Annotated in this window: 12 protein-coding genes and 2 pseudogenes; 1 reads left to right on the forward strand and 13 read right to left on the reverse strand. The window is 63.8% G+C overall.

Annotation, left to right across the window (positions count from 1 at the left end):
* Window positions 1-199: hypothetical protein (locus J2X50_RS15925; protein ID WP_429096453.1), on the forward strand; the 199-nt coding region annotated here is incomplete at its 5' end.
* A gap of 161 nt (window positions 200-360) precedes the next feature.
* Here J2X50_RS15925 and J2X50_RS15930 read toward each other — a convergent pair.
* The 13 genes and pseudogenes from J2X50_RS15930 to J2X50_RS15990 all read right to left on the reverse strand — a co-directional run.
* A pseudogene (locus J2X50_RS15930) lies at window positions 361-3,666 on the reverse strand (hydantoinase B/oxoprolinase family protein); the annotation flags it as partial.
* A 42-nt stretch (window positions 3,667-3,708) separates the two neighbouring features.
* Window positions 3,709-4,398 (reverse strand): annotated as a pseudogene (locus tag J2X50_RS15935) (hydantoinase/oxoprolinase N-terminal domain-containing protein); the annotation flags it as partial.
* A 167-nt stretch (window positions 4,399-4,565) separates the two neighbouring features.
* Window positions 4,566-5,282 (reverse strand): MarR family winged helix-turn-helix transcriptional regulator, encoded by a 717-nt coding sequence (locus tag J2X50_RS15940; protein WP_429096455.1) that lies wholly within the window; start codon window positions 5,280-5,282, stop codon window positions 4,566-4,568.
* A gap of 243 nt (window positions 5,283-5,525) precedes the next feature.
* The gene (locus J2X50_RS15945; protein WP_429096457.1) at window positions 5,526-6,164 is read right to left on the reverse strand and encodes a class I SAM-dependent methyltransferase; all 639 of its coding nucleotides are present in this window, start codon (window positions 6,162-6,164) and stop codon (window positions 5,526-5,528) included.
* Window positions 6,165-6,362: 198 nt separating this feature from the next.
* Window positions 6,363-6,644, reverse strand: coding sequence for a hypothetical protein (locus J2X50_RS15950; RefSeq protein WP_429096459.1), 282 nt, complete (start codon window positions 6,642-6,644; stop codon window positions 6,363-6,365).
* A 37-nt stretch (window positions 6,645-6,681) separates the two neighbouring features.
* The gene (glyA, locus tag J2X50_RS15955) at window positions 6,682-8,040 is read right to left on the reverse strand and encodes a serine hydroxymethyltransferase (protein ID WP_429096461.1); all 1,359 of its coding nucleotides are present in this window, start codon (window positions 8,038-8,040) and stop codon (window positions 6,682-6,684) included.
* A gap of 574 nt (window positions 8,041-8,614) precedes the next feature.
* Window positions 8,615-9,223 (reverse strand): P-loop NTPase fold protein, encoded by a 609-nt coding sequence (locus tag J2X50_RS15960; protein ID WP_429096463.1) that lies wholly within the window; start codon window positions 9,221-9,223, stop codon window positions 8,615-8,617.
* A gap of 4 nt (window positions 9,224-9,227) precedes the next feature.
* Entirely contained in the window at window positions 9,228-9,884 is a 657-nt protein-coding gene (gene fsa, locus J2X50_RS15965) for a fructose-6-phosphate aldolase (protein WP_429096465.1), read from the reverse strand.
* Between the two features lie 64 nt (window positions 9,885-9,948).
* The gene (locus tag J2X50_RS15970) at window positions 9,949-10,710 is read right to left on the reverse strand and encodes a glutamine amidotransferase (RefSeq protein WP_429096467.1); all 762 of its coding nucleotides are present in this window, start codon (window positions 10,708-10,710) and stop codon (window positions 9,949-9,951) included.
* Window positions 10,711-10,791: 81 nt separating this feature from the next.
* Window positions 10,792-11,457 carry a substrate-binding domain-containing protein gene (locus J2X50_RS15975; protein ID WP_429096468.1) on the reverse strand — a complete coding sequence of 222 codons (666 nt, stop codon included), beginning with the start codon at window positions 11,455-11,457 and terminating at the stop codon, window positions 10,792-10,794.
* Between the two features lie 20 nt (window positions 11,458-11,477).
* Window positions 11,478-11,792: a substrate-binding domain-containing protein gene (locus J2X50_RS15980; RefSeq protein WP_429096470.1), complete on the reverse strand. Its 315-nt coding sequence runs from the start codon at window positions 11,790-11,792 to the stop codon at window positions 11,478-11,480.
* Window positions 11,793-11,806: 14 nt separating this feature from the next.
* Window positions 11,807-12,826, reverse strand: coding sequence for an ABC transporter permease (locus tag J2X50_RS15985; RefSeq protein ID WP_429096472.1), 1,020 nt, complete (start codon window positions 12,824-12,826; stop codon window positions 11,807-11,809).
* Entirely contained in the window at window positions 12,823-15,384 is a 2,562-nt protein-coding gene (locus J2X50_RS15990) for an ATP-binding cassette domain-containing protein (protein WP_429096473.1), read from the reverse strand. The genes J2X50_RS15985 and J2X50_RS15990 overlap by 4 nt, the downstream gene beginning before the upstream one ends.
* Between the last annotated feature and the right edge of the window lie 94 nt (window positions 15,385-15,478).

Consider the following 15,478-nt stretch of genomic DNA (forward strand, 5'->3'; position numbering starts at 1 on the left):
GCGCGCCGCCCTCGTTGTTGAGGCGTATATAGTCGCCCCCCCTTCAAACTGTCAACGACCTTTTTCCGACTTTTGCGAATTTTTTGCGACAAAACCACAAACCCCAGAAAAACCCTGCGTAAGGGCAACAAAGAATGTGCAGACGCACTCGCTCGACCTGCAGGGCAGCCGCAATCTCAGCGGGAAATCAAAGACTTGATTCATCCCTGGACGGGAAACCGGCAAACGAATCCCGAATCTGGAGGCCCAAAAAAGTTCGACCGGACGCGAAAAAGCTGCGTCCGGCCGCCAGCAAAATGATTCAGGGCCGATTCACGCGGCGAATCCACGGATGAATCGCTCGGCGATTCATCCGTGATCTCATGCGGGACCGAATCCGCCCGGTGTCGGCGTGATCACCACCACGGCTTCGCCCGCTTCGAGCACCGTCTGATCGCAGGCCTTGAGCATGTCGACCGTTCCGTCGTTGCGGCGAACCTTGGTCGCGCCCTTCTCGCCGGCACCACCGCCATCGAGTCCGAGCGGCGGATGCGAGCGGTGCGAGGAGAGGATCGAGCACTCCATTCTCTCCAGGAAGCGGATCGTGCGCCTGGTGCCGTCGCCGCCCGGCCAGCGGCCCTTGCCGCCCGAGCCCTCGCGGATGCGGAAGTCCTCGAGCAGGACGGGAAAGCGCAGCTCGAGGATCTCGGGGTCGGTGAGGCGCGAGTTGGTCATGTGGGTGTGGACACCCGACGTACCGGCAAAGCCGCGCCCATCATTCATGCGGCCGGCGGGCGAGCCGGAGCAGATCGTCTCGTAATATTGATAGGTGGCGTTGCCGAAGGTCAGGTTGTTCATCGTCCCTTGGGCATTGGCCAGCGCACCCATGGCACCGAAGATGGCGTTGGTGACATGCTGCGAGGTCTCGACATTGCCGGCGACGACGGCGGCCGGATAGGCCGGGCGCAGCATGGAGCCGTCCGGGATGATGATGTCGATGGGCCGGAGGCAGCCGGCATTCATCGGGATCTGGTCCTCGACCATGACGCGGAAGGCATAAAGCACGGCGGCGCGGGCGACGGGCTCGGGCGCGTTGAAGTTGTTCTTCATGACCGGCGAGGTGCCGGTGAAGTCGACGATTGCCTTGCGCTCCGCACGGTCGACCGAGATCCTAACCTTGATCACCTGGCCGGTGTCGGTCGGGTATTCATATCCGGACTGGTCGGGCAGCCGGTCGAGGACGCGGCGCACGCTTTCGGCGGCATTGTCCTGGACATGGCCCATATAGGCTTCGACGACGTCGAGGCCGAAATGGCCGACCATCTTCCTGAGTTCCGCCACGCCCTTCTCGTTGGCGGCGATCTGGGCCTTGAGGTCGGCGATGTTCTGGCCCGGATTGCGCGCCGGATAGGGATGGTCGGTCAGGAGCCGAAACAGCTCCGCCTCGCGGAAGGTGCCGCGCTCGACGAGGCGCAAGTTGTCGAACAGCACGCCCTCCTCGTCGACCGTCGTCGCCAAGGGCGTCATCGAACCGGGGGCGGTGCCGCCGACATCGGCGTGATGGCCGCGGGCTGCGACCCAGAAGAGGATTTTCCGCGACTGGCCAATCTCCCCCCCTGTGGGGGAGATGCCCGGCAGGGCAGAGGGGGGCAACGTGGAGGGCTGACCGGCGGGACTGGCCGACTGAGAGGATTGCGGGACAGCGCCCCCCTTTGTCGCCTCCGGCGACATCTCCCCCACAAGGGGGGAGATCCGGCACGCTTCTTCCTCGAACACCGGCGTGACGACGGTGATGTCGGGCAGATGCGTGCCGCCATTATAGGGAGCGTTGAGCGCGAAGACGTCGCCGGGGGAAATGTCGCCCTCGTTGAGCCGGATGATGGTCTCGACCGAGCGGTCCATCGAGCCGAGATGCACCGGCATGTGCGGGGCGTTGGCGACGAGCGCGCCTGTGCGGTCGAAGACGGCGCAGGAGAAGTCGAGCCGCTCCTTGATGTTGACCGAATAGGCGGTGTTCTGCAGCGTCACGCCCATCTGCTCGGCAATCGACATGAACAGGTTGTTGAACACCTCGAGCATGACCGGGTCGGCAGCGGTGCCGATGGCGGCGCGGCGCTCTTTCTTCTCGATGCGCCGCATCAGCACGTGGTCGCGGGCGGTGATCTCGGCCTGCCAGCCGGGCTCGACCACGATCGTCTGGTGGCTCTCTATGATAAGGGCGGGCCCCGGCACTCTGTGACCGGGCTTCATGGTGGCGCGGCGGAAGACGCCGGCATCGTGCCAGGCGCCCTCGGTGAAGATCTTTCTCGCCTCGGACGCTTCGGCCGGCCTGTCGTCCAGCGGGGCCTCGCGTTCGGAGAGCCCCCGGGCGCTGCCGTCGCGGCCTTCGAGCGCCACCGCTTCGACCACAATCGGCTTGTCTTTATATATGAAGCCGAACTGCGCCTTGTGGGCGGCCTCGAAAGCGGCCTTGGCGTCAGCGATCGCGCCATGTTCGAAGCCGACCGGCAGGGCCGTGTCGGTGCCGTCATAACGTATGTGCAGGATCGGCCGCACGACGACATCGGCTTCCGGTATGGCCTGGCCGACGAGTTCGGCCAGAACTTCGGCGCGCAGGCCGCTTATCAAGGTATCGATGTCGTCCCGCGCGCCTTCGGCCAGCGGTTTGAGCAACGCCTGCTGGCGCGAGGCGAAGACCGAGGACAGGCCGATGCCATAGGCCGACAGCAGGCCGGAGAAGGGATGGATCAGAACCGCCTCCATGCCGAGCGCATCGGCAACCAGGCAGGCATGCTGGCCGCCGGCGCCGCCGAAGCAGTTGAGCAGGTATTCGGTGACGTCGTAGCCGCGCTGGACGGAAATCTTCTTGATGGCGTTGGCCATGTTCTCGACGGCGATGGTGACGAAGCCTTCGGCGACGGCTTCGGGCGAACGGCCGTCGCCGATCTCGTTTGCCATGGCAGCGAATTTCTCGCGCACCACCGACGCATCGAGCGGCTGGTCCTGGCCGGGGCCGAAGATCGCCGGGAAGAAATCGGGCTGCAGCTTGCCGAGCATGACATTGGCATCGGTGACGGCGAGCGGGCCGCCGCGGCGATAGCAGGCGGGGCCTGGATTGGCGCCGGCGGAATCGGGTCCGGCACGGAAGCGGCCGGCCTCGAAATGCAGTACCGATCCGCCGCCGGCGGCGACCGTGTGGATGCGCATCATCGGGGCGCGCACGCGTACGCCCGCGACCTCGGTGTCGAAGCTGCGCTCGTATTCGCCGTCATAGTGCGCGACGTCGGTGGAGGTGCCGCCCATGTCGAAGCCGATGACCTTGTCGAAACCGGCGAGTTTTGCGGTCTCGACCATGCCGACGACGCCGCCGGCGGGACCCGACAGAAGCGCATCCTTGCCCTGGAACAGGTCGGCGGCGGTGAGGCCGCCCGAGGACATCATGAACATGAGGCGGGGCTGATCTGTCTCGCCCCCCTCTGGCCTGCCGGCCATCTCCCCCGCAAGGGGGGAGATCACGCCTTCAGCTCCTCCGCGCCCCAAGGCTACAGGATCGTCAGCGCCGGCCGAGCTGCCAATCTCCCCCCTTGTGGGGGAGATGCCCGGCAGGGCAGAGGGGGGCAACGTGGATCGCTGACCTTCGACGCTCTCCGGAGAGGCCGGCGGGACAGCGCCCCCCTCTGTCGGCTCCGCCGACATCTCCCCCGCAAGGGGGGAGATCAGCGTTGCGCCCAGCTCACCCGCCACCTGCCGCACATAGCGCGACAGGATCGGCGACAGATAGGCATCGACGACGGTCGTGTCGCCCCGCCCGACCAGCTTGATCAGCGGCGAGACCTCATGGCTGACCGACACCTGGGAGAAGCCGCATTTGCGGCAGACGGCGGCGACGGCGCGTTCGTGCTCGGGGAATTTCCAGGCGTGCATGAAGACGATGGCCACCGCATCGATGCCGTCGGCCTTGGCCTGCATCAGGATCGGCTTGATCTCGGCAATGTCCAGCAGCCGCTCGACGCATCCATCGACCCGCACCCGCTCGTCGACCTCGACCACCCGCTCGTAGAGCTGCTCGGGCAGGATGATCTCCTTGGCGAAGATGTCGGGTCGCGCCTGGTAGGCGATACGCAAGGCATCGCGGAAGCCCTTGGTGATGAGAAGAAGGACACGGTCGCCCTTGCGCTCGAGCAGCGCATTGGTGGCGACCGTCGTGCCCATGCGGATATCGCCGATGCTGCCGGGCGAGATGGGTGCGCCGGGCTCGAGGCCTAGCAGGTCGCGAATGCCCTGGATCGCGGCATCGCGATAGGCCTCGGGATTCTCCGACAGCAGCTTGCGCGGATGGAGGCCGCCCTCAGGGTCGCGGCCGATGACGTCGGTGAAGGTGCCACCACGGTCGATCCAGAAATCCCATTTGCCCGACATGACGCTCTCCCGACCTGCAACGCGTTTGGGCAACCGACGATACGCCCGGATGCGAGGAAGCGGGAGCGCAACCGATCCGTCAAGGGTAGTGAAGAACCTTGGCATTGCTGTCGCGCGCCGTGATTTTGCGCCCGGCGAGGATCGATCGGCTTAGGCCGCAACCGGCCTCAATCGCCGAACTTGGCGGTCGCGAGTGCTGCGCGGCCAAACTTGTTGTTGGCTTCGAGCAGCTTCAGCAGCGTGGCAAGGAATGCCTCGCGCTCCTCGTCGCCGAGCGTGTCGAGCAGCCGCTCCTGGGCGCGGCTCATCGCCGGATGCATGGCCGCCACCAGCTTCTCGCCCTCGGCGGTGAGGCGCGCCAGCACCAGGCGCCTGTCCTCGGTGCTGCGGGTGCGCTCGACCAGGCCGCGCTGGGCCAGACGCGACAGCACGTCGGCGGCATTGGTGCGGTCGATACCGAGCGCCTGGGCGAGCGAGATCTGGTCGGAATCGGGATTGCCCGAGAGGATGGTGAGCAGCCCTTGTTGCACAGGCGTGATGCCGAGGCCCTCGCACTCCTCGAAGAACAGGGCGTAGTGAACCTGGTGCAGCCGGCGGATGAGATAGCCCGGCCGCTTCCACGCCGCGACACCGAGGATCCGCAGCGCTTCTTCCTCATCGCCGAGTGGTCGGACATCGTCGAGCACGCCAAGATCCGCAAGGTGCTGGCCGAGGAGATCAAGCCCGCCTTCGTCGGCCTGATCGAGGGCCGCCAGTTCGTGCCCAAATATGTCGAGGTCGTCTCCTCGGCGCCCGACGAGGTCCTCAACGCAGGCCCCCTGACCCCTTGCGTTGCGCACGCTCCATGCCTTCTTCAGGCAGTCGACCTCGTACCGGCTGCGCATCGCGCTCGCGCTCAAGTCCTTCGAAGCGACGCTTGCCGTCGCCGGCCGACACGGGCGCTATTGCCTCGGCGACAGCATCACCATTGCCGACATCTGCCTGGTGCCACAAGTGGCCAACCCCAACGCTTCGACTGCAATTTTTCCGCATTCCCGCTCTCGGTGGAGATCGCCGGCACCGCTGCCGCCCTGCCCGCCTTTGCCCCAGCCCATCCGAGCCTGCAGGCCGACGCATGCTAGGAGCGGCTAGCGCCTGATCGCGACGATGTAGGGCCGATTGTCGTTGCCCCCGGTCGAGTGGATTTCGGTGGCAAGCATGTCGAAGCCGGCAGCGGAAATGAGCCGGCCCAGTTCCGCCGCGCTGAACGCACCGGCATGGGGCGCCAGTCCGGTGGCGCGCATCGCAGGTAGCAGGACAAGGCGGATCAGCGGGTTCATGTCGCCGAGGCAGGGCGTCTTGGAGATGAACAGGCCGTCCGGCGACAGAAGGGCGTGGATGCGCCGCAAGGTGCCGGTCAGGTCGCGCACCAGGTGGAGATAGTTGAAGCCGAGGACCGCGTCGAACCGCCTGATCTGGAGTTCGGGCGAGTCCGCGGTGGCGATACGGAATTCGAGCCCCGGCACGGGGTTCGCCAGGTGCTTTTCCTCGGCAATCGCGATCATGCCCTCGGAAAAGTCGGTGGCGAGATAGCTCTCCACCTCGCCGGCCAGGCGCAGCGCGGTCGTGCCGGTGCCACACCCCAACTCCAGCACCCTGTCGGTGGCGCCCAGCAGCGCCAGCGTCCTGTCCAGCGTCCTTGCGTATCCGTCACGATCGGCAATCGAGGACCCGGCGTACTTCCGCGAGGTCCGGTCCCAGAAGCGGGCGTCGCTGGCTATGCTCATGTGGCATGCTCTCTTCATGAGGCCGCGAAAGCCGACGCTCTCAGGGATCAGCTCAAGAATTACGGTTTCGCCGACACCCGACTACAGTCACAGTCTTGCAGCAACATTGCGTCGTGGAAAAACGCCGCGAAAGTGCGGCGACGGCATGAACCGCTACGCAGGCTCGAACGTGATCAGGCGCTACAGCCCGACTGCGCCTCATTCACGCGAACGCGGCCCCATTCGCTCGAGCCATGCGGTGAGCCTCGATCTTTCTCGAACCAGGCCGTTCTGATCGAAGTGGTGAACGCAAAAATGCGCCCATGAATCTGCGAAGGCCATCTCCATATCGCCTGCAACCGAGGTCGTGCCCAGCCCGATCTCCGCGCAGGTGAACTCGAAGTTGTCGTAAGTCTCGCTCTTGAACAGCCACTGACCAGCCATCTCCGATCCTTCCGACTCGCTTATCTCCTTGAGAGGGCGGCTCTTCACGATGAGCACTGCATCTCGCCATCGTGGAAGACACCGCCGCCGTCGTCTAAGCCGGCAATCCAGTCTCGAAACAGTAGTAGAGCGTGCGAAATCCCGAACGCAGGGCGAGCGCGTCCTGCTTCACGCTCTCCGGGCTCTCGTGGCGCACGATGACGCGGGCGATGAGATCGGCAATCTCGTCCATCTCCGTTTCCTTCATGCCGTAGCGCGTCATTTCGGTCGTGCCCATGCGCAGACCGCCCGGATAGTCCCAATCCCTGGGGGTATCGCTCGGGATCAGGTTCTTGTTGACGATGATGTTGGCCCGCTCGAGCGCCTGGGCGCATTCCAGCCCGCGGCCGAAATCGCGCGCGTCGGCGATTGCCTGATGCGTTGTCGTGAAGCCTTTGTGGCGGCCCAGCATCGGCAGGCCGCGCACGTCGAGCCCGCGGGCAAGCGCCTGGGCGTTCTTGACCACCTGCGCCATGAACATCTCGCCAAAGGCGATCGCCTCGGCGGTTGCGAGCGCAAGTGCGGCGACGCGATTGACCTGATGCGTGGCGGCCCAGATCGGGAAGACGGCCGTCGTCACCTTCTCGGTGATCATCGGGTCGTCCCAGACGATGATGCCCGATTGCGGACCGGCGAAGGTCTTGCCGGCCGAACCCGTCATGATGTCCGCCCCCTCCTTGAGCGGGTCCTGGAACTGCCGACCGCCGATCAGGCCGAGCTGATGGGCAGCGTCGAAGAACAGGCGTCCGCCCCATTCGCCGATCACGGCCTTCATCTCCGCCAGGGGCTGCGGGAACAGCGTCATCGACAGTCCGAGCGCCACCAGCGGCGGACGCGCTGCGAGCGCAATCTTGCGAAACGTATCGACATCGACGACCAGTTCATCCGGGTCGATGGGAATGTCGACGATCTTGCGGCCCATGACACCAGCCGGTCCGTCGAGGCGATTGGACGAATGCCCCCCGACCGGCTGCGCCGCGCTCATGACGACGTCGCCGGGCTGCGACAGCGCCGTGTAGACGACGGCATTGCCGATCATGCTCGCGCACATGCGGTGATCGGCGTAGTTGCAGCGGAAATAGCGCTTCAGCAGCTCGACGCAGAGGGCCTCGAGTTCGTCAATGTGACGCGTGCCGGCAAACCAGCGGTTGACCTTGCCGATATGCCCTTCGGCCGCTCGCGTGCCGATTTCCGCCCCCAGCAGGGCGCGCACGCCTGGGCTGGTCGGCGCCTCCGGCGCCAACAGGTTGATGCAGTCCTGGCCGCGCCATTGCGCATTGCGGGCAACGGCGGCTTTCACCGCCTCACCCATGTCGCGCGCATCTGCGCAGGCATCCAGCAGGGCGCTGGCGGCGGCAAGCGCGTCGCGGTCATGAACCTCGATCCGGTTGTGGGCAAGGCGTGTGTCGGGCATGGCGGACGCTCCTCCGAACCGTCCGCTGGCCATCGTGTGCAAGTGTCTCTACGCGGACGGAATAGGATTGCCGAAAGGCAATCGGAATGCTCACGATCATAGAACTGCGACGCCTGCGGGTCGACACGTTCCAAGGGCGCTGCTGCCTGCCACCCAGCGCCGGTCAGAAAGGGCTTCCACCAGGTCATCCCGCGCCACATGTCGACGCCCGAATAGATCGACCCGCCATCGTTGGGCACGAGCTTGCGGCACACCACCGAGTGGATGCCGTCGCAGCCGACGACGGCGGCGCCGCGTTGGACCGGGCGGTCCTCGCCGGTACGGGCCGCCACGTTTTTTCCGCAATCCTCTCAGGCGCTGGGGCGCAACTTCGATCTGCTCATAGAGAGGTCGATGGCGGCAATCCGCTCGGCTGACTTCAGGATGAATGCTTGCTCAAGCATGAGAAAGCGAGCGGCACAGCCGTGCTTGGGCTGGCACGCACACTGCTGCCGATCGACATCTGCGAGGACGGTCTGGTGCCTCTTGAGGTTGGAGTGTCCGTGTAGTCATGACCGCGGACGGGGCCGCGCTTCTATTGCTCCCACACCATGTCCGCGGTTTCGCTGTTGCCGAGCACATAGTCTGCGTTAGGCAAATCGTTCGAAAATGCCCGCTCTGAGGCGTATGCCATGTCGTGGCCGAGGCCCACCCACCGAGCAATCAGCCGGCGCTCCAGCTCCTCTCGTTGAGTGGAAATGAAAATCGTGAAGTCGAAGAACGGGCGCATCCTTGCCCAGTCGCCTCGCTTCACGAGAAGGTAGTTTCCCTCCACGATTATGTGTTTGGCTTCTTGAGGGATGCTCTTCGCTCCCGCCAATGACACATCGTGGGTCCTGTCGAAGACCGGAACGATGGTTTCCGCTTCGCGTGCGCGAATCCGGCGCAGAACAATTTCCAGCCCCCGCGTGTCGAACGTATCCGGTGCGCCCTTGTATGCGCGTCGACCTAACTGATCCAGGAGCATGTTGTCGTAGTGGAACCCGTCCGCAGGCAATACCGCGGACTGCGGAAGGTTCTTTTCCAGGGCCGCCGAAAGTGTTGATTTCCCCGCACCGGGCGGTCCGGCAATGGCTATGACGAAGCGCTCCGCGTGGCGGGACTGGGCGAGCACCGCGTCGACAAGCTTTGTTATCTTTCGCATGATTTCAGCCGATCTTTTGCCCGGTCTTCTCCCAGTCGGCGAGAAACTGCTTCAGCCCGATATCGGTCAACGGGTGCTTGACCAGCGCCTTCAGGACGGCGGGCGGCGCGGTGACGACGTCAGCGCCGATGATCGCCGATTGCTTGATGTGGTTCACGGTGCGCGCCGAGGCCGCCAGGATCTCGGTCGAGTAGCCATAATTGTCGTAGATCGCCCGGATCTCGGCGATCAGTTCCATACCGTCCAGACCGATGTCGTCTATCCGGCCGATAAAGGGCGAGACGAAGGACGCACCGGCCTTGGCAGCCAGCAGCGCCTGGGTTGCCGAGAAGCAGAGCGTGACGTTGACCAGGCGCTTCATCTCGGTGCGGATCGTCTTGCATGCCCTCAGCCCGTCCAGCGTCAGTGGCACCTTGATGCACACGTTGTCGGCTATCTGCGCCAACGTTTCCGCTTCCCGGATCATCTTGGCGTATTCGGTCGCCACCACTTCGGCCGAAACCGGCCCGTCAACGATGTCGCAGATCTGCTTGGTGACGTCTGCGATCTTTCCGCCCGACTTCAGGATCAGGGACGGGTTGGTGGTAACGCCGTCCACTAGGCCGAGATCGTTGAGTTCGGAGATGTCCTTGATGTCTGCCGTATCGACGAAGAATTTCATGCTTGCATCTTTCATGCTCTGGAGTGTTCGTGACGCGCGCGACGAATGCGGTGATCCCGCACCGTCATTCTGATTTTGACAACCAGTGAATAATGTTCACCATCAGGCGCTGGTACACTTGGGATTGCAGGAATTGTTCCGAAATCCAGTGCGGCCCGATGTCGGACATCCAGGCGGCGGAGCGACCTTTGCCATATTCGCGCGTAGCCAGCAGTGGCCACTCATGCCCCCGGCATCGTGCGGTGGCGATTAATCGGCAAGTGCCGTCCTGGCGAAAATCGACCTTGTTGAAACCGAGCACGGGCGGCCAAGACAGATCCAATTCGGCGGCTATCGGGTGCGTTGGCAGACAGACTGAAGGGCGCGCGCCTTCGGGAACCTCAAGACCGTCGGCCCAAGGCAAGCATCTGATCGGCAGAATGTCCTCGATGGCGGTATTGTAGAAATGAGCGTTTCCAAACATTCCCTGGAAGCTCATGTAGCCACCGGCCATCAACAGGCCGCCGCCACGATCCACATATGTCTTGAGCAGCTCTAGGCGATTGACACTCACCCTGCCTGCGCGTGTTTCCGGCGTCACAAGGAGTGTCAGCGCGCTGACGTCCGACAGGACAACGGCCGCGTAGTTCTGAAGGCCATCCAAATCCATCGGAAACTCCGAGCTGCAGCGCTCGCCGCCAATTTGAGTGACCGTATGGCCAGCCGCGGACAAGGCCGAGATGAAGGCAGTGGCTCCGTTCGACCAGGTCGAGTTCGTCACGACGCTGGCCCCTGTCGCCACCGAATTGATGGCCGAAAAAGTTTCTCCTGCGAGAAGGATATCCATGTGCCCTGAAGTCCATTGCCGGCGGGAGCTGTTCTGGAGGGCGCCGGCCTCGACAGGCGCCCCCACTCTTTTGCTTGGGAGTTAGAACTTGAATTCCGCCAGGTTGTCAGGCGTGACGATCTTCGCCGGTCCGAGGATCAGTTCGCCGCCAGCGCCGATCGTATATTCGCCAAGGCGGCCGGCGCTGAACTTGTCGCCTTCCTTGCCCGTGATCTTGCACTGGGCGAGTGCCTGGGCTGTCTGGTATGTCAGGTAGCCGAGATCGGAGACATTCCACCAGATGTCCTGTGCCGCGCCATCCTTGATGTATTTCGAGATCAACGTGGCAGGCGCCAGACCTGTCAGCTTGACCTTTCCGATCATGCCGGCTTCTTCCAGCGCGCGGGCGGCGGCGGGGAGGCCAATGCCGGCCGGAACGATGATTGCCTTGATGTCGGGGAATGCCTGGACGAGCGCCAGCGCCTGCTGCTGGTTGATCTGCTCGCTCTCTTCGCCATAGGCAACCTGAACGAGTTTCATCTTGGCGAACTTGGGTTCGGCGGCCATCTTGGCCTTCATGAAATCGATCCACGCATTCTGGTTGGTTGCCGTAGGCGTGGAGGACAGGATGGCGAATTCGCCTTCGCCGCCGATAAGATTGTAGGCGCTCTCCAGCATCATTTCTGCCAGGCTATCGCCTTTCGCCTGGTTCACGAAGACCGAGCGTGCATCACCGGCGACGTCGGAATCGTAGGAGATGACGCGCACGCCCTGTTGCGCTGCGCGCTTCAGCGCCGGTGGACAGCATTTGCGTCGTTTGCGGAGATGGCAATCACACCAACCTTCTGGGAGACAAGGCTGTTGATGAAGTCGATCTGGGCTTCAGCCGTCGCTTGGGATGGCGCGACCTGGATGGCCTTCCCGCCGATCTCCTTAGCAGCCTCTTCTGCGCCTTGCTGCGCGACCTTGAAATAGGGATCGGTATCGAGTTTTGGCAAGAAACCGACAGTCACCGCTTCCTTGGCGCATTCCTGACTGAACGCAAAGGACGCCGAAATCAGAAGTACCGCCGATGCGAGAAGTACCGACTGAAAACTCTTCATATTCTCCTCCGTTGTTATTCGGACTTCAGTGCAGGGGCCGAATCCACCCTTTGCGTTTGGCGCATCGCGCGCGTCCTGGAGAGCGCCTCTTGAGTGGAGCGCCAGAAATTGCCGACCAGCAGCGTGACGATCAGCAGCAAGCCTATGATCATTCCCTGGGCGTCGCCGCCGATCTGATTGAGCGCAAGTACGTTGCGGATGATGGCGATCAGCACCAATGCCAGCACCACGCCTGTCAGTCGTCCCCTGCCGCCGAAGACACTGACGCCGCCGAGGAGCACAATGGTGATGACGTCCAGCTCCATGCCGAACGCGTTGTTGGCGCGCGCATTGGAAAGGCGGGCCGTGTAGACGATCCCGGCCACCGCCGCGACCAGTCCGGAGAGCACGAACAGTCGGAAAACCATGCGACGGGTGTCGATGCCGGAGTAGCGCGCCACTTCAGGGCTACCGCCGAGCGCATAGAGGCGCTTGCCGGCCGGCGTCCGCTGGAGCACGACCGCAAAGGCCGGAGCCAAGGCCAGAAAGGGCAGGATCGTCCACGGCACCTGTGTGCCCGGCACGGTACCTATGCCAAACTCTACAACGGATGGGGGAAGAAGGTTGATCGACCCTGTACCGAGCAGGATGTAGCCAATACCCCTGTAGAGCGCCATCGTGCCGAGGGTGACGACCAGCGACTGCAGCCCCAGCGCCGTCACCAGGAAGCCGTTGAAGGCACCGAGCAGCCCGCCGAAAGCTACCGTGGCGGGGATCGCGGCGAGCGTCGGCACGCCGGCTTGGGTCAACAGTCCGAAAACTACGGAAGACAGGGCTAGAACCGAAGCGATCGACAGGTCGATCTCGCGGGCAATGACGAGCAGCGTCATCGGCAGGATGAGCAGGGCCTTTTCCGAGGCGCTTGCCGCCAGTTGCGACAGGTTGAACCCGGAAAGGAAATTTGGAATGGAAAATGCCGCGTAGGCAAAGGCCGCCAGGCAGGCGAACGCTAGCAGCAAGTCCCAGAAGTCGATAGTGGCCAGGAGCTTTCTCATTTCGGCCTCCGCTGGCGAAGCTGGTGGGCCCGGCGGACGATGAAGGCGTCGATGCTGACGGCAACGAGGATGACCAGCCCATAGACCCCCTGCAGCCACAGCGGATCGACACGGACCAAGGTCAGCCCATTCTTGATGACGAGCAGCGTCAACGAACCCAGTACGATTCCGAGCAATGTGCCCGAGCCGCCGCGAATGGCTACCCCGCCGACGACGGCCGAGGCGATGACGGTCAGCTCGAAGCCAAGGGCCACCCTGGCGTCGACGGTGGCGTAGCGCGACGCCCAGAGCGCACCGCATATGCCGCCCAGCAAACCCGCTATCGCAAAGGCTGCGATGATGCGCCGGTCGGCGGGTATGCCGATCAGGCGGGCGCCGTCCGGGTTCGATCCGGTTGCGTAGAGTTCCCGCCCAAAAGCCGTGCGATAGAGCAGGACGTAGCTTGCTGCCAGAATGACGGCCGCAAGTACCACGATCAGCGGCAGCCCCAGAATTTTGTGCGACGTCATGTCGAGCCAGGTCTGCGTCACTTCGTCGGCGCTGACCTGGTCTCCCGCAGCCCACAGCGAATTGAAGCCGCGCAGGATCGACATCGACGCGAGGGTCACGACAATCGCCGGAATCTTGCCCCTGGTGACGACGAGGCCATTGATCAGGCCCGCCGCCAGCCCGACGGCACAGGCGGCAGAGATGCCTATGGCAATGTCGATGCCAGGATGAGCCTGAACCATGCTGGCGGCCATGTAGGCGGACAAGCCGATCACCGACGCAATCGACAGGTCGATGTTGCGCGTCAGCAGTACCAGCATCTGTGCCAGCGCCGCGACAATGAGCAGGGATGCATCCATGGCGACAGCCGTGATGTTGGCCGCGCTGAGCATCCGGGGGTTCACGATGGTCACCGGGACGACCACCGCGATCATCGCCGCCAGCAGTCCGAATTCGCGCCGTTTGAGGAAATCGAGCGCCCCGGTATCGGCCCGCTTTCCCGGCTCGACCGATGCGGAAGCCGCCTGTTCACGGTCGCTGCTTCTGGTGGCCGCCTCCAGGACTTTTTCCTGCGTTGCCGTTCGTCCGTCGAACTCACCCGTCTTTTGACCTTCCCGAAGCGCGACGATACGGTCGCACATGCCGATCAGTTCCGGCATCTCCGAAGAGATCAGGATGATTGCGAGGCCTTGGCGCGCAAGCTCGGCAATCATGGCATGTACTTCGGCCTTGGTGCCGACATCGATGCCCTGCGTGGGCTCGTCCAGGATCAGGATCCGCGGCTCGGTCCGCAGCCATTTGGCCAGCGCCACCTTCTGCTGGTTGCCGCCGGACAGTTGGTTGACCGGCTGATCGTAGCCGGCAAAGCGAAGCTTCATGCGTCCGAGCCAGTCCGCCACCAGCCCGATCGCACCTTCCCTGGAGTAGAGGCCACGCGCCGCCGCTTGCCCGACGATCGGCAGCACGGCGTTGTCGAGGATGGAGAAATCCATGACCAGGCTCTGGCCGAGCCGGTCTTCCGACACGTAGGCGATGCGATGGTCCATCGCGTCGCGGGCGTTGTTGAAAACAACTTTGCGACCGTCGATGAGGATTTCGCCGGCATCCGGCCGGTCTATGCCGAAGAGGACACGTGCGATTTCGGTGCGGCCGCTGCCGACCAGGCCCCCGAGACCGAGCACTTCACCTTCATGCAGGGTGAGGTCGATGTTGGAGAACACGCCGTCTTTTGAAAGGCCGCGGGTTTCGAGGATCAAATTGCCGGGGCGCCGATCGCGCTCGGGATAGAGATCGCCCATCTCCCTGCCGACCATCATGGCGATGGCAGCGCCGCGGCCGAGATTGACCTTCGGGCGGACGTCGATCAGCCTGCCGTCCCGGAGGACGGCGATACGATCCGCAATGCGGAAGATCTCATCCATCCGGTGGCCGACGAACATCATCGCCACGCCCCGCCGCCGGAGATTGTCCACGACGTCGAACAAGCGCTCCACTTCGCGCTGCGACAGGGCGGCCGTCGGCTCATCCATGATGAGAACGCGCGCGTCGAGCGACAGCGCCCGAGCGATCTCCACAAGCTGCTGCTCGGACGTTCTCAGTTCGCCCAGTCGCGTTCCGGCAGGCGCGTCGAGCCCGACCATGGTCAGGACCCTGCGCGCGCCATCCAGTATCGCGGCGCCGTCGATGCCGCCGAAGCGGTCTCGAGGCATGTGGCCGAGATAAATGTTCTCCGCCAGCGACAGATCCGGAAACAGTCCAGGGTGCTGGTGCATCACCGCGATACCCGCGGCTTGGGCGTCCTGCGGGGAATGAAAGGCAACCGGGCGGCCATCGAGCAAGACGCTGCCCTCGGTTGGAGCATAGACCCCGGCAATCAGCTTCACGCAGGTGCTCTTGCCGGCACCGTTCTCTCCGAGCAGCGCAAGCACCTCGCCGGCACGAAGGTCGAATGTGGCAGAGCGCAAGGCGATGGTCCCGCCGAACGCTTTCGTAACTTCGCTCAAGGCCACGGGGGATGGGCCCATCATGGCCTCTCCCTCCCAGGCTCCCATGGTGGTCGACGCGTTCAAGGCTCCTCCCAAAACCTATATATTTTTTTAAGTCACTATAATAAATAGATGACACCTGCAAGCGCAAATTGACACCGTCGGCCTCGTTGGGGCA

The sequence above is a fragment of the Aminobacter sp. BE322 genome (assembly GCF_050433525.1).
In the GTDB taxonomy this organism is placed as follows: Bacteria; Pseudomonadota; Alphaproteobacteria; order Rhizobiales; family Rhizobiaceae; genus Aminobacter.